The following is a 19,860-nucleotide window of genomic DNA, read 5'->3' on the forward strand; positions in this document are numbered from 1 at the left end:
GTATCACCTGTGTTTTGAAGGTCCCGCCGGCTTGCGGTTGGGGCGGGTGTCGCCGCCTTTCCCAGGTTTGGCAAAAGAGGCGCGGGCCTTGTTTTTCTTGCTGTTCGGCTTGCCGGCAGGCGGTTTGGGGCCTTTGGCTTTGTACGGTTTGGCTGCCGGTGCACCGGGCTTGGTCATCCGCTTGGACGGATCAGAGGCGCCGCGCGGCTTGGCGACTACAGCCGGATCAGGCTTAGGGCTGCTTTCCGGCGGGCGGCTGCGGCGCGGCTCGCGCTCGAAGGGCGCCTTGTCAGCGGAGCGTTTTTCCTGCCAGTCCTTGCGCGGCGGGCGGCTGTCCCGGCTGTCTTCGGATTTGCCGCGATAGGGTTTCGGGCCATCCGGTTTGCCACGGTGCGGCTTGGACTCCCGGTCACGGTCGCCCTTGAAGCCACCCTTCGGTCCGCCAGGACCGCGGCGTGGCGCTGGGCCCAGGTCCGGGGCTTCGGACAGCTGGGTCAGCACGGCGCCCGGCTCCAGCTCGGTCTTGCCGCCCAGTGCTTTCAGAAAGCCATCAACCGCATCTTGGCTGATTTCAGCAAAGGTTTCATTTTCCTGTATCCGGATCGCTCCAATGACGTCGCGGTCAATATTGCCGGCCTTGCACAGCATCGGCAGCACTTTGCGCGGATCGGCGCCAGTGGCGCGCCCGCCTGACAGCGAGAACCACACCGACGGGCCGAAATCCTTGCGTTCTTTGCGTTCCTTACGCGGTTCCTCCGCGCCGGCCGGACGCAACTCTTCCGGCGCCGAGTGACGGCTGCGGAAAAGGCGCAGATAGGTGGCAGCGATTTGCTCGGCTGAGAAATGCTCCAGCAGGGTTTGAACCCCTGCCTGCTCTTGCTCCGAAACCGCTTCTTGCCAGACAGGATCAGCTAGCATCCGCTCTTCATCACGTGCTAGAATGTCGTCGGCGGAGGGCGCTTCACAGTGTTCTGCCGTCAGTTTGGCCCACTTCAGCAGCCGCAGCGCCTTGCTGCGCGCCTTGGGCGGCGCGATCAGCGCGCTGACGCCTTTGCGGCCCGCGCGGCCGGTCCGGCCCGAACGGTGCAGCAGGGTTTCGTGGTTCGAGGGCAGCTCGGCATGAACCACCAGCTCCAGCCCCGGCAGATCGATGCCGCGTGCCGCCACGTCAGTGGCCACGCAGACCCGGGCGCGGCCGTCTCGCATTGCCTGCAGCGCTTGGCTGCGTTCAGCCTGGGAGAGTTCACCAGACAGTGTCACCACCGGCAGGCCGCGGTTGGTAAGCCGCGCCGCCAGCCGGTTCACTGCGGCACGGGTGTTGGCGAAAACGATGGAGCTGGGCGCCTCATAATAACGCAGCACGTTGATGATGGCGTTTTCCGCATCCTGCTGCGCCACGCTCATCAGCCGGTATTCGATATCGCTGTGCTGTTTGGTTTCGCCTGCGGTCTGGATCCGCAGCGCGTCTTTCTGGAATGTCTTGGCGAGGCTGGCAATGCCCGCTGGCACAGTGGCTGAGAACAGCAGGGTGCGGCGGTCCTCGGGCGCTTCACCCAGGATGAATTCCAGATCCTCGCGGAAGCCCAGGTCCAGCATTTCGTCGGCTTCGTCCAGCACCACGCCGCGCAGGTTGCTGAGGTCGATGGAGCCGCGCATGATATGGTCGCGCAGCCGCCCCGGAGTGGCTGCCACAATATGCGCGCCGCGCGCCAGCGTCCGGCGCTCGTCCCGCATGTCCATGCCACCGACGCAGGACGCGATCACCGCACCAGCGCCACGGTAGAGCCAGCTTAGTTCGTGCTTCACCTGAAGCGCCAGCTCGCGGGTCGGTGCAATCACCAGTGCCAGCGGTGCAGCAGCCTCGTCAAATGCCTCAGCCTCACCCAGCAGGGTCGGCGCCAGGGCCAGTCCGAAACCGACTGTCTTTCCCGATCCGGTCTGCGCCGAAACCAGCAGATCGCTTTCTTCAAGCTCTGGCTGGGTTACAGCCTCCTGCACTTGGGTCAGGGTTTCATATCCGCGCTCTTGCAGTGCGTTGGCCAGGGCTTGTTTCACGAGGGGGGCTGTCTTTCCCGCAAGGCGCATACCGCCTCAGCGTCAGGAGAAAAGAAAGAAGGCTGCCCGTCCGGGGCAGCCTTCGGGAGTTTGGCAAAATACGGCAGGTGGCTTAGAAGCCCAGGCCTTCGTATTTCTTCTTGAACTTCGAAACACGGCCGCCGGCGTCCATCAGGCGCGAGGTGCCGCCGGTCCAGGCCGGGTGCACGGTCGGGTCGATATCCAGTGCCAGCTGATCACCCTCAGAACCCCAGGTGGAGCGCATCTTGATGATGGTACCGTCGGTCATTTTGACGTCGATGAAGTGGTATTCGGGATGAGTGTCTTTTTTCATGATACCGCTCCTCAGGCTTTCTTGGGCTTGTAGTGTGCATCTTCTGCGATACGGGCCGACTTGCCGCGGCGTGCGCGCAAATAGTACAGCTTGGCGCGGCGGACACGGCCGCGGCGCACGACGGTGATGCTGTCGATGTTGGTCGAAAACAGCGGGAACACACGCTCCACGCCCTCACCGAACGAAATCTTGCGGACCGTGAACGAACCGGCAATGCCCGAGCCGTTTTTACGGCTGATGCAGACGCCTTCGTACATCTGAACCCGCGAACGCGAGCCTTCGGTCACTTTGTAGCCGACGCGGATGGTGTCACCGGCTTTGAAATCGGGGATCTCTTTCCCCAGGGCGGCGATCTGTTCCGCCTCCAGCTGTGCGATCAGGTTCATCGCAACTCTCCTAAATTGGCCTGCGGTTCTTTCCGCAGAGGTTTGTGCCGGCATGAGAGCTCTTGGTCTTCACCGGGACCCGCCACAGGCAGCCCGCCAGAGATCACGCAGTCTGTTTCTTGCTGCTGGCAGGCAGGTCCCGGGCGAAAGCCGAAGAAGGATTTCAGGTAAGTGATCCAACAGCCAGCAGTCCGGAGCCGCAATCGCGAATCCAGACCGGCGCTGTATACGTCCGCAAGCCCAGCAAAACAAGTGCTCAGCTGCGCCGGCACCAAGAGTTTTCAGGAAACCCCTGGCAAATCTTTTTGCAATAGATTTGGGTTCAGACCCTTAGCTGTCTTTTGCGCTCAACTGGTCTGGTTATCCAGGGCAGCGTCCGGGGCGTTTTTTTTCACCGACTCGATGCCATTGTCACGGCCCGAGGCGCTGGCGTAGCTCTGAGAGGTGCCGATTACCTGGCCATTGGTGGCTTTCAGGTTGAACATGTGCTTGCCGGCCGCGGTTTCCTTGCGTTCGTAGCGTGCGTCGTCAACTGCGTTCTTACGAACCGACGCGATGCCGTTTTCAGCGCTGGACTTTTGCTTGTAGCCTTCGCTGGCCAGAATGTTCTCGCCGTTGCCTGCTTTCAGACGGAACCGGAATTCACCTGCATTGTCCGTGTAAAGTTCAAATTTCCCAGCCACCCTGTTCACTCCTAATTCCTGATGAATATGAGGCGACTAAAGCACGGCTTGGGTCATCCGGCAATGTTTTGGCGCGACCGGCGCGCTGCAGGTCCGGACGTAAAGGTGCGGAAAGCGCTTCCATCAGCGCCCGCTGTCCTTGTTGCGGCTGTAAGCTTCCCACAGGTCGGGGCGGCGGGCCTTGGTGATGTCTTCGCTCATCCGTTGCCGCCAGCCGGCAATCTTGCCGTGATGGCCTGACATCAGCACCTCCGGGATTTCCCGGCCGTTCCATTCGGCGGGGCGGGTGTATTGCGGATGCTCCAGCAGGCCGGAGGAAAAACTTTCCTCCTCGGTCGAGGCCTGATTGCCGAGCACGCCGGGGATCAGCCGCACGGTAGCATCGATCAGCGCCTGGGCGGCCAGTTCGCCGCCGGTCATCACGAAATCGCCCAGAGAGACTTCTTGGATGCCGTAATGTTCCAGCACCCGTTCATCAACGCCTTCAAAGCGCCCGCACAAAAGGGTCATGCCATCGCATTGGGCAAAGTTCTGCATCATCTGCTGGTCCATCCGGCGCCCCCGCGGCGACAGGTAGATTAGCGGCCAGTTGCCCTTGGTACCGGCCATCGTGTGCTCAATAGCGTTGCCCAGCACATCTGCGCGCAGCACCATGCCGGCGCCGCCGCCCGCCGGGGTGTCATCGACATTTCGATGCTTGCCGGCGCCGAACTCGCGCAGATCTACGGTCTCCAGCTGCCACAACCCCTCCTGTAGCGCCTTGCCGGTCAGGCTTTCGCCCAGCACTCCGGGGAAGGCCCCGGGAAACAGGGTGATGATCTTGGCCTTCCACACGCCTGCAAGATCCGGCGTAGGCGTCATCAGCTCACGCGGTTTCAGTGTCGGGCGGATAGCCTTGCGGCCGTGGGATTTGTTTGGTGAAGTCATAGTATGCTGTTTAGAACAGCCAGAATTACACGCAATAGAAAGCTTTGTGACCAGCATGAATAAGAAACTGCCTTACAGCCCGGTCAGGCTTGATTTGTCCAGCATGGGCAATGAGGTGCAGCAACGTGCGATCACACTGTGGCCCCGGATCGCAAACGAAGCGGGGTTCCCTGCCGAGGGTGCAAGGTTCCGAAATATGCGCATTAACAGCCGGATGGAGCACCGAAGGTGCGTCCTGGAGATCACAGCCGCGGATGGCCGAATATGTGTTCTGCGGGCGGACTTTGGGGAAAATTGACCGGACCAGTCCAGGAGATTCCTGGAACGTCATAAGGATGCGTCCAAAGGTTTGAATACAATCGCGGGTGTCTCGGTTCCGGCTGTGCTGTGGTAGGATAAGCAACATTCTGCCGTTCTGATGGAATTTGCCCAGGGCGATACGGCGTTCCGGGAGTTGAAAGCGGCGGATTATGGGATTGTAAGCAGATCCAGCGCATTGCGGCGCATCGGGAAGGCGGTGGCCGCTTTGCATGAACTTTCCAGCGCTGGAGAGCGGAAGTTCTGGCCAAAGCCTTTTTTGGATAAGGTTTCAGGCCATGCGCAAGCAGTGCGCGCGGGAGAGCAGCATCCTCCCAAACCAAGCCGGTTTCTTGGTCTCTGTGCTTATTTGCACCGGGCGGGCCGGCGCGCGCGGCCTAGCTTTTGCTGGAGCTGTTGAACATGGCGACTTGCATTTCCGCAATATTCTCTTGTCGGATGAAACTGTCTCCTTCATCGATTTCTCCAACCACAATGAATTCTACTCCCAGCGTGATATAGCCAATCTCTGGCTGGCAAACTGTCCCGACCACTTGGCTGGGGCTGGCCGCTCCGCGGGTTTTGGTATAGTCGCGCAAGCGGACTGGGCAGCTTTTCAAGAGGGATACGGCGCGGATTTGACCAGCGATCCGATTTTCCAGTTCTTCTATGCGATGCGCTTGCTTCACTATTGGCAGCGTATCGCTACCTGGACACCGTCAGATGAACGCAAGATGCTGGAACAGTCACAAGCGGCAAACCGGGTGTTCACCCGGCTGCTCGAAGACGAAGAACAGGTCTCAGAATAGCCCGTCCGGCGGGTCGGCAACAATGCGGCCTTTTTCAAGATCCACAGTCGGCACCGCGGCCAGGGTAAAGGGCAGCAGCACTGTGGACTTCAGCCCCGGACCGTGAATTTCCAGCAAGTCCGCCGCGCCATGGTTCTGGACGGATTTCACCGTGCCCAGCAGGGTGCCGCCGGTGTCGTAGACCTCCAGTCCCATCAGGTCGGCATGATAGTATTCGTCATCCGGCAGGCTGGGCAGCTGGTCGCGGCGGGCAAACAGGCGCAGGCCTTGGACCGCGTCCGCCTGCTCCTTGGTTTCAATCCCGCTCAGCAGCGCCGCAAAACCGTTCTTGACCGGGCGGGTCAGGGTCAGCGTATAGCTCTGGCTGCCGTCTTCGCTGGTAAGCGGCGAATAGTCCTCGATTTCCTCGGGGATGGCGCAGAAGCTCTTGAGCCGCACCTCGCCGCGCACCCCGAAGGCGCCGGCCACTGCTCCTACGCAGATCAGGTCGCTCATGGTGTCATTCCTTTGCACAGAACCCTGCGCGCAGCCACTGGCCGCCAGATTGGTCGCAGAGTTCGCTTTGGTGGTTGCGTTCAAAAAAGATGCCTGCGGTAAAGGCCACTGCAACAAAAAACACAAGCCGGATCAACCGCCCCATCATGGGTCTCAGCGGGTTTCAAGCGGCAGGCTGGCCATCCGGTTTTCCCAGCCGGTTTCTTCCAGCTCCGGCGTGTCCGAGAACCGTTCCGGGTAGCCGATGCAGAAATACCCGATCAGCTGCCAGCCCTCGGGGGCGTTCAGATCGCGGTTCAGCTGTTCGGGGTCGAGCACCGATACCCATCCCAAGCCCAGTCCTTCGGCCCGAAGAGCAAGCCAGAACAATGTGATAGCGGTGACCACCGAATAGCGGCGCATCTCCGGCATGGTTGCGGCGCCCAGGCCGTGGCCCTGCGCGGTTTCGTCATCGCAATAGACCGCCAATTGCACCGGGGCATCGCGCATTCCGGACAGTTTCAGCCCGGCATAACGCTCGGCGCGTTCGCCGGAATATCCCTCCAGCGCTTGCGCATTGGCAGCCTCAAAATTCTTCAGCGCAGCGGCGCGGGCGGTGCTGCTGTCCACCCGCAGGATGCGCCAGGGTTCGCTGAGGCCCACAGACGGGGCAAGCGGAATGGCAGAGAGGCAGCGCATCAGCACTGCCTCTTCCACCGGATCGCTGCGGAACCGGCGCACGTCGCGCCGGAGCCGCATCAGCAGATCAAGCTGGCTGCGGAACTCTTCGGGAAAAGCGCCCCTCAGCTCCACGGAATTATTCCGCGTCTGCAGCTGCTTCGGAGGCTTCGGCAGCCTTTGCAGCTTTCTCTTCTGCACGCTCCTGGGCTTTCTTGCCCGGGGTGCCTTTCTTGGGGTTGCTGCGCTCGGTCTTGGCGCGGACGCCGGCCGCTTCCAGCATGCGGGCGATACGGTCGGTCGGCTGTGCGCCATGGTCGAGCCAGTGCTGCACGCGTTCCATGTCCATTTTCACGCGCTCTTCGCTGTCTTTCGGCAGCAGCGGGTTGTAGGTGCCCAGCTTCTCGATGAAACGGCCGTCGCGCGGCATGCGGCTGTCAGCAGCAACAATGCGGTAGAAGGGGCGTTTTTTTGAGCCGCCGCGGGCCAAACGAATTTTCATAGCCATGGGTACATCTCCTTTGATGGCGTTGTCCGGGGTTTGCCCCGGTTGTTCCTGTTGTCTGTTGTTATTTTTGGTGTTTCTTGTGGTGGCGGATGACTTCCCCGATGATGAAGTTCAGGAAAGCCTTGGCAAATTCAGGGTCCAGGTCGGCCTGTTCCGCCAAGTCTTCGAGCCGTGCGATCTGTGCCGCTTCGCGGGCTGGATCGGACGGGGGAAGGTCGTGTTCAGCCTTGAGTCGGCCCACCGCCTGGGTGTGCTTGAACCGCTCGCCCAGAGTATAGACGAGGATCGCATCCAGACGGTCGATGCTTTCGCGGTGGCCCTTCAGCAGTTGGGCTGCGCGGGCCACGGGATCTTGGGTGTCTGTTGTCATCGGGTTCTCCGCATTGCAGCAAACTCGGGGCCGGCCAGGACGGCAGCAGGCGCGCACCCGGGGTGTGCGCCTTGTGTGCCGCAGCGGCGCGGCGTCAGGATTTCCGGGTGCAGATCAGTCAATGGCCCAGCCCTCCGGTTTGAAGAGCGGATCGGCGTAGTGGGCGATTTCCATGTCGATGCCATGTGCAATCTGGCTATCCTTCAGGGCGTCCGGCGCGGGGTGGCGGTAGACCGCATCATTTCCGTCGATGGTGGCGGCGCTGTGGTCCTTGGCAGCGCCGAGCCGTTCCGCAAGCCGGATCGAGTCGAGATTCTTGGGGTCGATATAGCTGACTGCGGTTTCCCAGCCCAGGTTTGAATAAAAATGTCCGCGTGCGGCTTGTGCTGCCTCCAGCGCATAGCCTTTGCCGGCGGCACCGGGCCAGATGATCCAGGCGATCTCGCGCTCGGGCCAGCCTGCGGGCTGCCATCCGCCGGCCATGCCGTAGGTCTCATCGGTGGCCTTGTCGTGAATCATCCACATGCCGAAACCGCGCACCTGCCAGTGGCCGATCTCGGCGGCATAGAGCATCCAGGCCTCGTAGGTGTTCAGCGGCCCGCCCATGAAGCGCGCGCGGTAGGAGCTGAAGGTGGCCTTAAAATCGGGGTAATCCTGCGGTTCGGGGCCGCGCAGCACCAGACGGCGGGTTTCAATCACCGGGATATCGAACGGCATCAGCGCGCTCCTTCCGGCGGAAGGGCGCGGCATGGCCGGGATATGACCCAGTGACGGCGCATCAGTGCAGCAGGCCCCGTGCGGCCTGCGGGCCGCTCACGCGCGGCGGCGGCATGTGGCGCCAGGCGCGGATGTTGGGCGCGGGCTGCAGGCGAAAGGAGACCGGCTTTTCCGGCCGCGCACCGACACGGCGGGCCAGCGCGATGGAGGCGTCGTTTTCCTCGGGCACATAAGAGACGATCGAGTCCCAGCCGGCCTCGGCGAACAGCCAGTCGAGCACGCATTGCGCCGCTTCGCTGGCGTAGCCCTTGCCGCGGCCCGGTTCCATCAGATGCCAGGACAGTTCCGGCTCCGGCCAGCCCTTGGGGAACCAGGGGCCGACGAGGCCCACAGTCAGCCCGGAGCTGCGCTCTACCACCGCAAACAGGCCGTAGCCGTGCAGGTGCCAATGGCCGATGATGGTGGCAATCGACCACCAGAGCGAGTCAGTATCCGCCGCCGCATCGATAAAGCGCGGCGCGCCAGGATCCAGGAAGGCCGCGTTGGCATTGAATTCCGGATCTGCCGGAGAAATCAGCATCAGCCGTTTTGAAACAAGCCGCGGGTACGGCGTTTGTACGTCAGTCATTTTATACCCCTTTGTCCGGGCGGCGGACCGCCCGGCATGAAATTCACCCATCCAATGATGGAGTATCGGGGAGACTGCGTAATTTTCAGTTAAACGGGGCGCGGCAGCGGCGGCCGGCCTCGCCGTTTTCAGGCCAATTTGAGGGAAGCTCATGCGTAGGCCTCCATCCCGTCGTCGCAGGGCGAGGCAGGGGCAGGGTGGCGGTAGACCAGCTCGCGCCCGTGTTTGGGGTTGTCGAATTCCGCCTCGAACACCGCGCCCAGCCGTTCGGCCAGCGCCACCGAACGGGTGTTGCCCGGGAAGATGTTGGAACTGAGTGCCGGCAGGCCCATCACCTCATAGGCGTGGGTGCGGGCGGCCAGTGCGGCCTCTGCCATGATGCCGCGGCCTTCGCCGGCCGGGAACGCCACCCAGCCCAGTTCCGGTTCCGGCCAGCCTTCGGGCTGCCAGATGCCGGTGATGCCAAGCGCCTCGCCGGTTTCCTTGCAGGTGATGGTCCAGAAGCCGAAACCGCGCATCGCCCAGTGGCCCACTGACATGGTGAACCAGCGCCAGGCTTCGTTGCGGTCCAGCGGGCCGCCAAACCCCCAGGAGCGTGCTTCATCGGCGAAGAACGCTGCCACCGGACCGAAATCCGCCGCCTCCGGTCCGCGCAGGACCAGGCGTTCGGTTTCTAGCTGAGGGATGACGGGGAGCTGCATAGATTACTTCTTCTTGCCGAAGCCGCTGAGGCCTGCAGGCAGGCCCATGCCGCCGCCAAGACCGGGCAGGCCGCCGGGCATGCCGCCCTTGCCGCCCATTGCCTTGGCCGCGGCTTCCAGCGCCTTGGGGTCCATTTGCGAGGGATCCATGCCGCCCATGTCCGGCATGCCGCCCTTGCCGAACATGCCCTTCATGGCCTGTTTCAGCATCTTGCCTTTGCCCATCTTGCCCATCTTCTTCATCACATCGGCCATCTGCCGGTGCATCTTCAGAAGCTTGTTGAGGTCGGAGACCTCCATGCCGGAGCCGGCCGCAATGCGTTTCTTGCGCGACGCCTGCAGCAGCGCGGGGTTGGCGCGCTCTTTCTTGGTCATCGACTGGATCATGGCGATCTGGCGTTTCAGCACCTTGTCGTCCATGCCGGCGTCCTGCACCTGCTTGGCCATTTTGCCCATGCCGGGCATCATCTGCATCATGCCCTCCATGCCGCCCATCTGGAGCATTTGCTCAAGCTGCATCTTCAGGTCGTTCATGTTGAACTGACCCTTCATCATGCGCTTCATCATGCGTTCGGCCTGCTCGGCCTCGATGGTTTCCTGGGCCTTTTCGACCAGCGCCACGATGTCGCCCATGCCGAGGATGCGGCCGGCGATGCGGTCGGCCTCGAAGGTTTCCAGCGCGTCCATTTTCTCGCCCAGGCCGACAAAGCGGATCGGCTTGCCGGTGACGGCGCGCATCGACAGCGCGGCACCGCCGCGGCCGTCGCCGTCCATCCGGGTGAGCACCACGCCGGAGATGCCGATCTTGGCGTCGAATTCCTCCGCGACCTCGACGGCGACCTGGCCGGTCAGGCCATCAACGACCAGCAGGGTCTCGCGCGGGGAGACCACGTTGCGGACGTCTTCGACCTCCTGCATCAGGGTTTCGTCGATGTGCAGGCGGCCGGCGGTATCCAGCATGTAGACGTCATAGCCGCCCAGCGTCGCCTGCTGCTTGGCGCGCTTGGCGATGTCGACGGGTTTCTGGCCGGGCACGATCGGCAGGGTATCGACGCCGATCTGGGTGCCGAGGACGGCCAGCTGGTCCATCGCCGCCGGGCGGTAGACGTCGAGCGAGGCCATCAGAACCTTCTTGCCCTCTTTCTCCTTCAGCCGTTTTGCCAGCTTGCCGGTGGTGGTGGTCTTGCCGGAGCCCTGCAGGCCGACCATCAGCATCGGCGCAGGCGGGTTGTCGACCTTCAGCTTACCGGGGTCTTCCTCGCCGCGCAGCACGTCGACTAGCGCGTCATGGACGATCTTGACCACCTGCTGGCCCGGAGTCACCGATTTGGTGACGGACTGGCCGGTGGCCTGCTCCTGCACTTTCTTGACGAAGTCGCGGGCAACTGGCAGCGAGACGTCGGCCTCCAGCAGCGCCACCCGGACTTCGCGCAGGGCGGATTTGACGTCCTCTTCGTTGAGGGCGCCCTGTTTGGTGAGCCGATCAAAGACGCCGGAAAGGCGTTCGGATAGATTTTCAAACATGCCTTGCGGCCTCCTGTGCCGGTTTCCAGTTGTGGTGCCCCCGTATGTAGGGGACATGCGATCCATGCGCAAATGCCGCCAAGGTCCTTAGTGTCTGTCGCGAGGGCAAACCAAACGGGTTTGCCCCCACGGGCGTAACACGCTGGTGGAGGGCGATCCCTGGCACGGGCAGGGACCGGAAGACTCAGTGCTTCCGGATGTTTGGGAAGGCGTTACGCCGATTGACCGTCAGAGTCAACAGTTGCAGGGGCAGCAGGCAGCCATGTGTTGATCGCATCGGCCAGCCGCTGCGGGCCGATGCCGTTGGTGTAGGCTGTAACCAACGGATGGCGGCCGGCACTCATGCCGCCATCCAGCACCAGCACCGGGCGGCTGAGCGTGCGGGTGCGGCCCTCGCTGCGGCTGGTGGTGCTTTCCACTTCTGCGTGGGAGAGGTCGGCGAGGCGGTGCTCCATCTGGCTGTAGCCGAACACCGACTGGCGGCGGATTACGACGCTGCCGCCGGGGCGGTCGAGGATCACCTGCACCCGGCGCACGAACAGGCAGAAGGCCAGCATCCCCATGCCGCCGCCCGCCAAGGTGAAGATCAGGCCGGGCCAGACCAGGTCGCCGCCCTGGCTGAGCATGCCGACGCCGGCGCCGGCAAAGACCAGAATGAAAAAGGCAAGCATGATGCCGATCAGCCAGGGTGTATCGGACAGGATCAGCTGTTCAGGCGTGTTGAGGGTGATTTTCATGAGGCCAGCTTACCTAGCGGAATGCAGCCATTCAGGGGAAATTGGCGAGGATTGCATCAAATCCGTGCACAGGCCGCCGCCGCTACGCCCTCTGCGTGCTTGACTCGGGGCGGGGCGCTTGGCCAACATCGGAAGCGGTCCCTTGCTGTTCACTCACCGGCGCGGGCCGCTCAGAGGAGCACCGAGGCAGATCTTCAGCACAGGCAGGCTGCACGCCCTTGGCGTCCGCGGTCCTAGGCGGGCATTCGCATCAGCTATGGGAGGATCTGAGAACATGCGCGTTTTCACTATTCTGGGACCGTCGCAGTCCGGCAAATCAACGCTGGCCACGGCGCTGGCCAATCTGGACAGCGCTGCGGGCAAGCGGCAAGAGGTTGCAGGCGTCGCCGCTTTGCAGCCTTTTTCATTTATGGGTGAGGACTGGGCCGCGATCGACATTGCAGGCGGGGCCGACAATCTGGCACAGGCGGGGCCGGCGCTGGCGGCCAGCGATGCTGCCGTCCTCTGCGTTCCGGCAGATGCCGGGGCTGCGGTGCTGAGCGCGCCGTATTTGCGCAAGCTGGAGGAGGCGGGGATCCCCGCCTTTATTTTTGTCAACCGTATGGACCAGGCGGCGGATCGCGTGGCGGAAATCGTTGCCGAACTTCAGGCCTATTGCAGCCACAACATCATCTTGCGGCAGGTGCCGATCCGCGAGGATGGCCAGGTTGTGGGTGCTGTGGATCTGATCTCGGAGCGCGCCTGGCAGTATCAGGAGGGCAAGACTTCGGCGCTGATCGAGCTGCCGGTGGCCATGTACGCGCGCGAGCAGGAGGCCCGCACCGAGCTTCTGGAAGCGCTGGCAGATTTTGACGACACGCTGCTGGAGGAATTGATCGAGGATCAGAAGGTGATGGCTGAAGAGGCCTATGAGGTGGCCACCAAGGTGCTGCAGCACAATGACCTGATCCCGGCGCTGATGGGCTCTGCCGAGCATAAGAATGGGATCATGCGGCTGATGAAGTCGCTGCGCCACGAAGCGCCGGATGTTGGTGTGGCACTGGAGCGGCTGTCGCAGGACGGCGGTGTGGTGGCGGTGGGTTGCATGGCGGATCTGGTCAAGCACCTGGGCAAGACCGTGATGGTGCGGGCGTTGGACGGCAGTGTCGGCAACGGTGTATCTGTCGGCGGCGCAGCGCTTGGGTCGCTGACGGGCGTCGGGTCCGCGGCAAATTCCAGCCTGACACCGGGCGATATGGGGCAGGCGGTGAAATCCGATCACCTCAACCTGGGTTTTGCTTATGGCCGCGATGGAGCAGCTCCGCTGCCGGATTGGGCGCAGCCGCGGCCCTCGACCTTCCGCCGGTTGATCACCCCGGTAAATGAACGGGACGATGCCCGCCTGTCCGGCGCGCTGGAGCGTCTGGCGGAAATCGACCCGGCGCTGGTGGTGGGGCAGGATGAGGCCAGCGGCCATGTGCTGCTGAATCTGCAGGGGCCGCTGCATATGCGCCGCATCAAGCAGGCCTTGAAAGAGGAATTCGGGGTCGAGGTGGAGGAAGGGCCGGTGCCGCCGGCGCTGCGCGAGACCATCAAGAAAGCGGTGCAGGTCCATCACCGCCATCGCAAGCAGTCCGGCGGCGCCGGGCAGTTCGCCGATGTGGTGATCGAGGTGAAGCCCCTGCCACGGGGCAGCGGATTTGTGTTCGAGGAGACGGTGAAGGGCGGTGCTGTGCCCAAAAACTATATCCCCTCGGTCGAGGCCGGTGCGCGCGAGGCGCTGGCGCAGGGGCTGAACGGCCATCCGGTGGTGGATGTCTGCGTGACGCTGAAGGACGGCAAGCACCATTCAGTGGACAGTTCCGACTATGCCTTCCGCACTGCGGGCAAGAACGCAGTCAGGGAGGCTATGTCTGAGGCCGGCGCGGTGCTGCTGCAGCCAATCATGCGGGTGAATATCCATGTGCCCTCGGTGTTCACCGGCGGACTGGTGCCGGTGGTGAGCGGCATGAAAGGTCAGATCCTGGGGTTCGAGGCTGAGGTTGGCGTGGCCGGCTGGGATGTGTTCGAGACGCTGCTGCCAATGTCGGCGCAGGATGATCTGTGCAGTACCTTGGCCAGCGCTACCCGCGGCACCGGTTGGTTCAGCACCGATTTCGACCACTATGAAGAGGCGCGGCGGGCGGATTTCGCCGAGGCATAGCAGCGAACTGGCGCAAAACGGGGCACAGGCGGCGGAACAGCTCTTGCGCCCCGGTGCCGTTTTGCGTGATCTGCGCAGCAACCCGGAATGGCTTGCGGAGAAAAATCATGGATGCGTCATCGGCTTATCAGGACAGTCTGCCCATTTCCTCGGATGCGCTGCTGAGGCAGCTGGACGACTGGGACATTGCCTATCAGCTGCATACCCATGTGCCGCTGCGCACGGTGGAGGATGCCAAGGGCGTCGAGGAGCAGTTCATGGTGCCGGGTGAGAACGCGCTGCGGCTGAAGAACCTGTATCTGCGCGACAAGAAGAAGCGGAACTATCTGGTGACGCTGCAGCAGGACCGCGAGATCGACCTGAAAAGCTTGGGCACGGAGATCGGGGCCGGCAACCTGTCGTTCGGCTCGGCTGACCGGCTGCTGGATAATCTCGGCATCCGCCCCGGCGCGGTCAGCCCGCTGGCAATGATCACCGGCGCGGAAAAGGGCGTGACCTTTTATTTGGACGCGCAGGCGCAAGACGCAGACGTGATCTATATGCATCCGCTGGTCAATGACCGCACGGTGGCGATGGCGGGGGCGGATGTGATGGCGTTTTTTGAGAAAACCGGCGTCGAGGTGCGCTGGGTCTAACCGGGCCGTTCGTCTTCCAGCGCCAGGTCCAGCGCGGCGGCGGCATGGGCGGCTGAGGGGTTCACGAACAGGAAGCCACCGGCCTTGAAGCTGACATCATCCAGATGATCGGGAAAGGCCAGCGGCAGCTCGGTGCAGGCCAGCAGAATGGCGTCGCCGGGCTTGACGTGTTTGGCGCTGAAGCGCAGTAGGCGCGCCTGCGCGGTGGCGGAAGCGCCGCCATAGAAATCCTCGTCAATCATGGCCTGCATTTCGGCTATCTCGGCCTGCGGCAGGGGATCGTTGGCGCTGACTCCGTGTGCGGCGAGCACATTGGCGTAATTGCGGTCCTGCATGGTGACGGTGGTACCCAGCACCAGCGCCCGGGTGGCACCTGTTTGCGCTGTGGCTTCTGCTGTTGCGTCGAAGATGCTGAGGATCGGCATCATCACTCCGTCGCGGATCGCATGCAGCCGGGCGTGCGGCGTGTTGGAGGCGATCAGGGCGAAATCGCAGCCCGCGCGTTCCAGCGTCAGCATCGCCTCGCGGAAGACAGCATCAAAAGCGGCCCAGCTGGCTTCATCGCCGGGGCGGCCGCGCAAGGATCTGGTCTGCGCCTGCACTACGGATTCAATGGTGATCGGCGGCACCGGCAGCGGAGAACCTGCGCCGCGGGCTGCAAAGAACGCTCCGGCGCCTTCGCAGATGGCGCGGTAGTAATCGAGAGTGGAGGCCCAGCCGACGCCGCCGAGGATGCCGATCTTCTTCATGGAAATGCTTGTGCCTTGCGAATGTGCTGCGGCCAACTTGCACAGATCCGGGCAGGCTGCCAAACGTTAAAATGCCGCCAGCCGGGGTGCGGTTGACGGCAGATGCGCTGGGCGGAGCAGGGGGTCAGGCCGCCAGCGCGTCGATCTGATTCTTTGCCTTGGCCAGGGCGCTGTCAGCGTCGACCATCAGGGCGTCAGCGGCCACGATTTCAACCTCGGTGATACCGATGAATCCCAGCACGTGGCGCAGGTAGGTGGTGGCAAAATCGATGTCAGAACCCGCCTGGGTGCCGCCGGAAGCCACCGCGATGATGGCGCGCTTGCCTTCCAAGAGGCCGACGGGGCCGGTTTCCTCATAGCGGAAGGTGACACCCACGCGGGCCACTAGATCGATCCAGGCCTTGAGCGTGGAAGGGACCGAAAAGTTGTAGATTGGCGTGCCGATCACGATGGTATCGGCCTGCTTGAGTTCCTCCACCAGCGAGTCGGAAAGAGCGAGCAGCTGCTTCTGTTCGTCGCTGCGCTGGTCTGCCGGGGTGAAGTTGGCCCCGACCCAGGCGCCGTCCAGCAGCGGCAGCGGTGCAGCCAGATCGCGGCGGATCACATGGGAGGCGCCAAGGCGGCTGGTGATCTGCGCGGAGAGATCGCGGGAAACGGAGCCGTCGGTGCGGGCGGAGGAGTCGATATGGAGGATGGTACGGGTCATTACGGTATTCCTGTGCTTGTTGCTGACAGGAATTTGGGTTATTGCATTTTCGAACGCAATGCCGCTTTGGCCACATTGATTGTGCGTTTTTGCAAATATGCTATTCCGCCGGCAAGGAGGCTGCCATGGATAATTGGGACGAAGTCCGCACCGCCTATCAAGTGGCCCGCATGGGCACGGTCAGTGGTGCTGCCGAGGTGCTGGGCGTGCATCATGCCACGGTGATCCGGCATATTGATGCGATCGAGGCGCGGCTGGGTGTCAAGCTGTTTCAGCGCCATGCCCGCGGCTATACGCCGACGGAATCCGGGCAGGACCTGTTGCAGGTGGCACAGGCGACCGACGACCAGTTCAACCAGCTTGTCGGACGGCTGAAGGGGCAGGGCGATGATGTCTCGGGCGAGCTGGTGGTGACCTCGCTGGCGTCTTTCACGCCGATGATGGTGCCGGCGCTGAAACTGTTCCAGGACATGCATCCAGGGCTGATCATCCGCTATCTGACGGGCGACCGGCTGTTCCGGCTGGAATACGGCGAAGCGCATGTGGCGGTGCGGGCAGGCAATGCGCCGGATCAGCCCGATAATGTGGTGCAGCCCTTCATGACGCAGCAGATCGGGCTTTATGCCTCCAAGGCCTATGCCGAAAAATACGGGCTGCTGCAGGGGGTCGAGGATCTGGCGAACCACCGGTTTGTCGGCCAGGACGACGAGAACAGCCGGGCGCCGTTTTCACGCTGGCTGCGGGCCAATGCGCCGGCTGAGGCAATCGCTTTCCGCTGTACCGATGGTTTTACCTTGAAGGACGCGGTGCGCAGCGGTGCGGGAATTGGTTTCATGCCGGCCTGGGAGGCGCGGCGGCAGCCGGATCTGGTGGAGATGATGTCACCCCGGGAAGACTGGCAGGGCGCGCTGTGGCTGGTGACCCATGTGGATCTGCACCGCACCACCAAAGTGCAGGCGTTCCTGACGTTCCTCAAGGAACAGGTAAAGGACTGGCAGTTGTGAGCGAGGCACTGCGCGGGCATCTGGCGATGCTGCTGTTTTCGGCGCTGGTGGCGGGGTCGTTCTCGCTGGGGGTAATGGTGGCCAACGAGATTGCGCCGGCCGCACTGAATGCGGCGCGGTTCGGCATCGCCGCTGTGGTCATTGGTGTAGCGGCGCTGGCCACCACCGGGCTGCAGCGGGTGCATTTCCGCGCGCCTTGGCGGTTTGCGGTGCTGGGCGGGCTGTTTGGCGGTTACTTCGTGCTGATGTTCTACGGGCTGCAGACGGCGGCGCCGGTCAGTGCGGCGGCGGTGTTCACGCTGGTGCCGGTGATGAGCGCCGTGTTCGGCTGGCTGCTGCTGCGGCAGATCACCACCGGCTGGATGGCCCTTGCGCTGGCGATTGGCGCGGCAGGCGCGGTCTGGGTGATCGTGCGCGGCGACCTGGGTGCCCTGGCGGCGTTTGAGATCGGTCCGGGAGAGATCATTTATTTCTGGGGATGCGTCTTGCATGCCATCTATACGCCGATGGTGCGCAAGCTGAACCGGGGCGAACCGGCGGTGGTCTTTACTTTCGGCATGCTGCTGGCAGGCGGCGCGCTGCTGGCGGTGTTCGGCTGGCAGGACATTCTGGCCACCGATTGGGCCGCGCTGCCCGGCATCGTCTGGATCGGCCTGTTCTACCTAGCGGTCTGTGCCAGCTCTGCCACCTTTGTGCTGCTGCAGTATGCGGCGATGCGGCTGCCTTCGGCCAAGGTGATGGCCTATACCTACCTCACCCCCAGCTGGGTGATCCTGTGGGAGATCGCGCTGGGCCGCGGCGCACCGCCGGGTCTAGTGCTGATCGGGGTGGCGATGTCGGTGGTGGCGCTGGTTATGCTGCTGGAAGGGGCCCGGGAGCGGGTTCCGGCCTGATTGCAGCGGGCGTGCCCTCCGGCGGCCCTTGCCCGACGCTTGCGGCAGGTCAACGCAATTCCCTTGTTTTCCGCTACACTGGTCCTGAGGGACTCTTCGGACAGAGGAGGAAACAATGTTCAAGCATATCATGGTGCCCGTTGACCTGCACATGCCCGCAACGGTCAAAAAAGCTCTGGATGTGGCGGCGGATTTTGCCAAAAATCACGGCTCGCGCGTGACGCTGGTGCATGTGACGGATCAGCAGGTCAAGCGCGGGCATACGGTAGGGCCGTCTGGTGAAGAGCTGGCGGATCTGGCAAGCAGGATGGCGACGCAGACCGGGGGCAGGGTTGAAGGGCTGCCGGTCTATTCCGTGGATGTCGGGTCAGAGATCGACTCCCTCCTGCCCCGGACCGCAAAAGAGCTGGAAGTAGACCTGGTTGTGATGGGCACCCATATGCCCGGGATCCTGGACTATGTGTTTTCGTCACATGCCAGCCATCTGGTGCTGCATTCCGAAGCGTCGGTGTTTGTGGTGCGCTAGCCGTCCGGCTGCGCGTCCTCGGACAGGTGCTCGGCCTCCAGGAAGCGTTCAAAGGCATCCAGGTTGACCGGTTCGAACTGACCGAAGCCTTGCATCCAGACCGAGGCCGCGCGCAGGGCATCCGGTTGCAGCTTGCACCATTTGACCCGGCCGTGCTTTTCCTGCGCGATTAACCCTGCGCGGGTCAGGATCGCCAGGTGTTTTGAAATCGCCGCCAGTGACATCTCGAACGGTTCCGCCACGTCGGTCACCGCCATGTCGTCCTCCAACAGCATGGTGAGAATTGCCCGGCGGGTCGGGTCGGCCAAGGCCGCAAAGACAGTGTCGAGAGGGTCGCTCATGCCTGATACTCCTATCCACCGTCCGGCAGTTTGACAATCTGTCCTGAACCGTCATGGTGGCGCCTTTCAAGCGCACGGGGAAGATGGCATGGCACTGAAATACTGGCTGGTGATTTTCGTTCTCGGCATCGGCTGGGGCATGTCGTTCATGTTCAACGCCATCCTGCTGCGCGAACTGGGACCGCTGTCGGTGTCGATGGGCCGGGTCGGGTTTGGTGCGCTGGGCTGCTGGATCTATGTGCTGGCGGCGCGCAAACGGGTGCCGACGGATCCCGGGCGCTGGCTGGCATTGTTCGGCTTTGGTGTGCTTAGCTATGCCGGTCCATTTGCATTCTATGCGCTGGGCCAACAGCATATCGCCAGCGGTGTAGCAGGCATCGTAAATGCCACTACCCCGGCGCTGGCGGTGGTTGTCTCGCATTTCTGGTCCGGCGGCGAGCGCGCAACCGGGCTGAAGTCGTTAGGGGTGGTCTGCGGGTTCCTTGGTATCGTGCTGCTGTCACTGCCCCTGCTGGAAAGCGGCCAGTCGTCAGAGATCTGGGCGGTTCTGATCACCCTTTGCGCGCCCTTGTGCTATGCGTTCTCGGTCAATTTCGCGCGCAGTTTCCGGAACATGGAGCCGGTGGTGCTGGTGGCGATTGCGTTGACCGGCGCCACCGCTGCGATTGCACCGCTGGCCATCTGGAGCGAAGGCCTGCCGCATGTGACGCGGATGGAGACCTGGGCCTCCTTGTTCATCATCGGTTTTGTGCTGACCTCAGCCGCGTTCATTGTCTTTTACTGGGTGCTGCCCAAGGTGGGGCCAACCAACATCACCCTGCCGACGCTGATCGCGCCGGTTTCGGCGCTGTTCCTGGGGACCTTCGTCTTGAAGGAGCAGCTGCTGGCAGAGCATCTGTGGGGTATGGCAGCGATCCTGCTGGGATTGTTGCTGATCGACGGACGGATTGTGCGCTGGCGAATGGCAAAACCGCCCATTCGCTAAAATCAACCTTT

24 protein-coding genes are annotated in these 19,860 nt (G+C 62.9%); 7 read left to right on the plus strand and 17 right to left on the minus strand.

Annotated features, from left to right (window positions below):
- Positions 1-3 precede the first annotated feature (3 nt).
- The 5 genes from AQUI_RS0109080 to trmD all read right to left on the minus strand — a co-directional run bounded on the left by AQUI_RS0109080 (position 4) and on the right by trmD (position 4,385).
- Complete coding sequence (locus AQUI_RS0109080; protein ID WP_027257236.1) at positions 4-2,055, minus strand: DEAD/DEAH box helicase; 2,052 nt, start codon at positions 2,053-2,055, stop codon at positions 4-6.
- Positions 2,056-2,167: 112 nt separating this feature from the next.
- Positions 2,168-2,389, minus strand: a complete 222-nt coding sequence (gene rpmE / locus AQUI_RS0109085; RefSeq protein WP_027257237.1) for a 50S ribosomal protein L31 — start codon at positions 2,387-2,389, stop codon at positions 2,168-2,170.
- Between the two features lie 11 nt (positions 2,390-2,400).
- The gene (gene rplS, locus AQUI_RS0109090; RefSeq protein WP_027257238.1) at positions 2,401-2,775 is read right to left on the minus strand and encodes a 50S ribosomal protein L19; all 375 of its coding nucleotides are present in this window, start codon (positions 2,773-2,775) and stop codon (positions 2,401-2,403) included.
- Between the two features lie 347 nt (positions 2,776-3,122).
- Entirely contained in the window at positions 3,123-3,458 is a 336-nt protein-coding gene (locus AQUI_RS0109095; protein WP_027257239.1) for a YegP family protein, read from the minus strand.
- A 123-nt stretch (positions 3,459-3,581) separates the two neighbouring features.
- Positions 3,582-4,385: a tRNA (guanosine(37)-N1)-methyltransferase TrmD gene (trmD, locus tag AQUI_RS0109100; RefSeq protein ID WP_027257240.1), complete on the minus strand. Its 804-nt coding sequence runs from the start codon at positions 4,383-4,385 to the stop codon at positions 3,582-3,584.
- A 530-nt stretch (positions 4,386-4,915) separates the two neighbouring features.
- Here trmD and AQUI_RS29215 point away from each other — a divergent pair.
- Positions 4,916-5,491, plus strand: a complete 576-nt coding sequence (locus tag AQUI_RS29215; RefSeq protein WP_156916799.1) for a BUD32 family EKC/KEOPS complex subunit — start codon at positions 4,916-4,918, stop codon at positions 5,489-5,491.
- On the opposite strand, the gene rimM is transcribed toward AQUI_RS29215, so the two are convergent.
- From rimM to AQUI_RS0109155, 9 genes are all read right to left on the minus strand, one after another.
- A complete protein-coding gene (gene rimM, locus AQUI_RS0109110; protein ID WP_027257241.1) occupies positions 5,483-5,986 on the minus strand; it encodes a ribosome maturation factor RimM in 504 nt (167 codons plus the stop codon). The two genes, AQUI_RS29215 and rimM, sit on opposite strands and share 9 nt — an antisense overlap.
- A gap of 153 nt (positions 5,987-6,139) precedes the next feature.
- Positions 6,140-6,778: a 5,6-dimethylbenzimidazole synthase gene (gene bluB, locus AQUI_RS0109120; RefSeq protein ID WP_027257242.1), complete on the minus strand. Its 639-nt coding sequence runs from the start codon at positions 6,776-6,778 to the stop codon at positions 6,140-6,142.
- Between the two features lie 4 nt (positions 6,779-6,782).
- Complete coding sequence (gene rpsP, locus AQUI_RS0109125) at positions 6,783-7,151, minus strand: 30S ribosomal protein S16 (RefSeq protein ID WP_027257243.1); 369 nt, start codon at positions 7,149-7,151, stop codon at positions 6,783-6,785.
- A 61-nt stretch (positions 7,152-7,212) separates the two neighbouring features.
- Complete coding sequence (locus AQUI_RS0109130) at positions 7,213-7,521, minus strand: chorismate mutase (RefSeq protein WP_027257244.1); 309 nt, start codon at positions 7,519-7,521, stop codon at positions 7,213-7,215.
- A gap of 114 nt (positions 7,522-7,635) precedes the next feature.
- On the minus strand, positions 7,636-8,238 hold the full coding sequence (locus AQUI_RS0109135) for a GNAT family N-acetyltransferase (RefSeq protein ID WP_027257245.1): 603 nt from the start codon (positions 8,236-8,238) through the stop codon (positions 7,636-7,638).
- 61 nt (positions 8,239-8,299) lie between these two features.
- A complete protein-coding gene (locus AQUI_RS0109140) occupies positions 8,300-8,866 on the minus strand; it encodes a GNAT family N-acetyltransferase (RefSeq protein ID WP_051372002.1) in 567 nt (188 codons plus the stop codon).
- A 149-nt stretch (positions 8,867-9,015) separates the two neighbouring features.
- The gene (locus tag AQUI_RS0109145; RefSeq protein WP_027257247.1) at positions 9,016-9,567 is read right to left on the minus strand and encodes a GNAT family N-acetyltransferase; all 552 of its coding nucleotides are present in this window, start codon (positions 9,565-9,567) and stop codon (positions 9,016-9,018) included.
- Between the two features lie 3 nt (positions 9,568-9,570).
- A complete protein-coding gene (gene ffh, locus AQUI_RS0109150; protein ID WP_027257248.1) occupies positions 9,571-11,091 on the minus strand; it encodes a signal recognition particle protein in 1,521 nt (506 codons plus the stop codon).
- Positions 11,092-11,303: 212 nt separating this feature from the next.
- Complete coding sequence (locus tag AQUI_RS0109155; protein WP_027257249.1) at positions 11,304-11,828, minus strand: hypothetical protein; 525 nt, start codon at positions 11,826-11,828, stop codon at positions 11,304-11,306.
- A 274-nt stretch (positions 11,829-12,102) separates the two neighbouring features.
- On the opposite strand from AQUI_RS0109155, the gene AQUI_RS0109160 reads away from it, so the two are divergent.
- Positions 12,103-14,010 carry an elongation factor G gene (locus AQUI_RS0109160; protein ID WP_027257250.1) on the plus strand — a complete coding sequence of 636 codons (1,908 nt, stop codon included), beginning with the start codon at positions 12,103-12,105 and terminating at the stop codon, positions 14,008-14,010.
- Between the two features lie 107 nt (positions 14,011-14,117).
- Entirely contained in the window at positions 14,118-14,645 is a 528-nt protein-coding gene (locus AQUI_RS0109165; RefSeq protein WP_027257251.1) for a prolyl-tRNA synthetase associated domain-containing protein, read from the plus strand.
- Here the strand turns inward: AQUI_RS0109165 and AQUI_RS0109170 are convergent.
- Both AQUI_RS0109170 and AQUI_RS0109175 read right to left on the minus strand, forming a co-directional pair.
- Positions 14,642-15,394, minus strand: a complete 753-nt coding sequence (locus AQUI_RS0109170; protein ID WP_027257252.1) for an aspartate/glutamate racemase family protein — start codon at positions 15,392-15,394, stop codon at positions 14,642-14,644. The genes AQUI_RS0109165 and AQUI_RS0109170 overlap by 4 nt on opposite strands.
- A 124-nt stretch (positions 15,395-15,518) precedes the next feature.
- Complete coding sequence (locus AQUI_RS0109175) at positions 15,519-16,100, minus strand: FMN-dependent NADH-azoreductase (protein ID WP_027257253.1); 582 nt, start codon at positions 16,098-16,100, stop codon at positions 15,519-15,521.
- A gap of 125 nt (positions 16,101-16,225) precedes the next feature.
- Between AQUI_RS0109175 and AQUI_RS0109180 the strand changes: the two genes are divergently transcribed.
- From AQUI_RS0109180 to AQUI_RS0109190, 3 genes are all read left to right on the plus strand, one after another.
- The gene (locus tag AQUI_RS0109180) at positions 16,226-17,104 is read left to right on the plus strand and encodes a LysR family transcriptional regulator (RefSeq protein WP_027257254.1); all 879 of its coding nucleotides are present in this window, start codon (positions 16,226-16,228) and stop codon (positions 17,102-17,104) included.
- Complete coding sequence (locus AQUI_RS0109185) at positions 17,101-17,997, plus strand: DMT family transporter (RefSeq protein ID WP_027257255.1); 897 nt, start codon at positions 17,101-17,103, stop codon at positions 17,995-17,997. The genes AQUI_RS0109180 and AQUI_RS0109185 overlap by 4 nt, the downstream gene beginning before the upstream one ends.
- 115 nt (positions 17,998-18,112) lie before the next feature.
- Positions 18,113-18,523 (plus strand): universal stress protein, encoded by a 411-nt coding sequence (locus AQUI_RS0109190; RefSeq protein ID WP_027257256.1) that lies wholly within the window; start codon positions 18,113-18,115, stop codon positions 18,521-18,523.
- On the opposite strand, the gene AQUI_RS0109195 is transcribed toward AQUI_RS0109190, so the two are convergent.
- Positions 18,520-18,864 carry an ArsR/SmtB family transcription factor gene (locus tag AQUI_RS0109195; RefSeq protein WP_027257257.1) on the minus strand — a complete coding sequence of 115 codons (345 nt, stop codon included), beginning with the start codon at positions 18,862-18,864 and terminating at the stop codon, positions 18,520-18,522. The genes AQUI_RS0109190 and AQUI_RS0109195 overlap by 4 nt on opposite strands.
- A gap of 88 nt (positions 18,865-18,952) precedes the next feature.
- Between AQUI_RS0109195 and AQUI_RS0109200 the strand changes: the two genes are divergently transcribed.
- On the plus strand, positions 18,953-19,849 hold the full coding sequence (locus AQUI_RS0109200) for a DMT family transporter (protein WP_027257258.1): 897 nt from the start codon (positions 18,953-18,955) through the stop codon (positions 19,847-19,849).
- The last annotated feature ends 11 nt before the right edge of the window (positions 19,850-19,860 follow it).

The sequence above is a fragment of the Leisingera aquimarina DSM 24565 genome, from assembly GCF_000473165.1.
GTDB classification, from domain to species: domain Bacteria; phylum Pseudomonadota; class Alphaproteobacteria; order Rhodobacterales; family Rhodobacteraceae; genus Leisingera; species Leisingera aquimarina.

Coding starts and splice junctions, on each gene's coding strand:
- rpmE (WP_027257237.1), bottom strand. CDS start 2,389: ATGAAAAAAGACACTCATCCCGAATACCACTTCATCGACGTCAAAATG.
- rplS (WP_027257238.1), bottom strand. CDS start 2,775: ATGAACCTGATCGCACAGCTGGAGGCGGAACAGATCGCCGCCCTGGGG.
- trmD (WP_027257240.1), bottom strand. CDS start 4,385: ATGACTTCACCAAACAAATCCCACGGCCGCAAGGCTATCCGCCCGACA.
- AQUI_RS29215 (WP_156916799.1), top strand. CDS start 4,916: ATGAACTTTCCAGCGCTGGAGAGCGGAAGTTCTGGCCAAAGCCTTTTT.
- rimM (WP_027257241.1), bottom strand. CDS start 5,986: ATGAGCGACCTGATCTGCGTAGGAGCAGTGGCCGGCGCCTTCGGGGTG.
- rpsP (WP_027257243.1), bottom strand. CDS start 7,151: ATGGCTATGAAAATTCGTTTGGCCCGCGGCGGCTCAAAAAAACGCCCC.
- AQUI_RS0109130 (WP_027257244.1), bottom strand. CDS start 7,521: ATGACAACAGACACCCAAGATCCCGTGGCCCGCGCAGCCCAACTGCTG.
- AQUI_RS0109135 (WP_027257245.1), bottom strand. CDS start 8,238: ATGCCGTTCGATATCCCGGTGATTGAAACCCGCCGTCTGGTGCTGCGC.
- AQUI_RS0109140 (WP_051372002.1), bottom strand. CDS start 8,866: ATGACTGACGTACAAACGCCGTACCCGCGGCTTGTTTCAAAACGGCTG.
- AQUI_RS0109145 (WP_027257247.1), bottom strand. CDS start 9,567: ATGCAGCTCCCCGTCATCCCTCAGCTAGAAACCGAACGCCTGGTCCTG.
- ffh (WP_027257248.1), bottom strand. CDS start 11,091: ATGTTTGAAAATCTATCCGAACGCCTTTCCGGCGTCTTTGATCGGCTC.
- AQUI_RS0109155 (WP_027257249.1), bottom strand. CDS start 11,828: ATGAAAATCACCCTCAACACGCCTGAACAGCTGATCCTGTCCGATACA.
- AQUI_RS0109160 (WP_027257250.1), top strand. CDS start 12,103: ATGCGCGTTTTCACTATTCTGGGACCGTCGCAGTCCGGCAAATCAACG.
- AQUI_RS0109165 (WP_027257251.1), top strand. CDS start 14,118: ATGGATGCGTCATCGGCTTATCAGGACAGTCTGCCCATTTCCTCGGAT.
- AQUI_RS0109170 (WP_027257252.1), bottom strand. CDS start 15,394: ATGAAGAAGATCGGCATCCTCGGCGGCGTCGGCTGGGCCTCCACTCTC.
- AQUI_RS0109175 (WP_027257253.1), bottom strand. CDS start 16,100: ATGACCCGTACCATCCTCCATATCGACTCCTCCGCCCGCACCGACGGC.
- AQUI_RS0109180 (WP_027257254.1), top strand. CDS start 16,226: ATGGATAATTGGGACGAAGTCCGCACCGCCTATCAAGTGGCCCGCATG.
- AQUI_RS0109190 (WP_027257256.1), top strand. CDS start 18,113: ATGTTCAAGCATATCATGGTGCCCGTTGACCTGCACATGCCCGCAACG.
- AQUI_RS0109195 (WP_027257257.1), bottom strand. CDS start 18,864: ATGAGCGACCCTCTCGACACTGTCTTTGCGGCCTTGGCCGACCCGACC.
- AQUI_RS0109200 (WP_027257258.1), top strand. CDS start 18,953: ATGGCACTGAAATACTGGCTGGTGATTTTCGTTCTCGGCATCGGCTGG.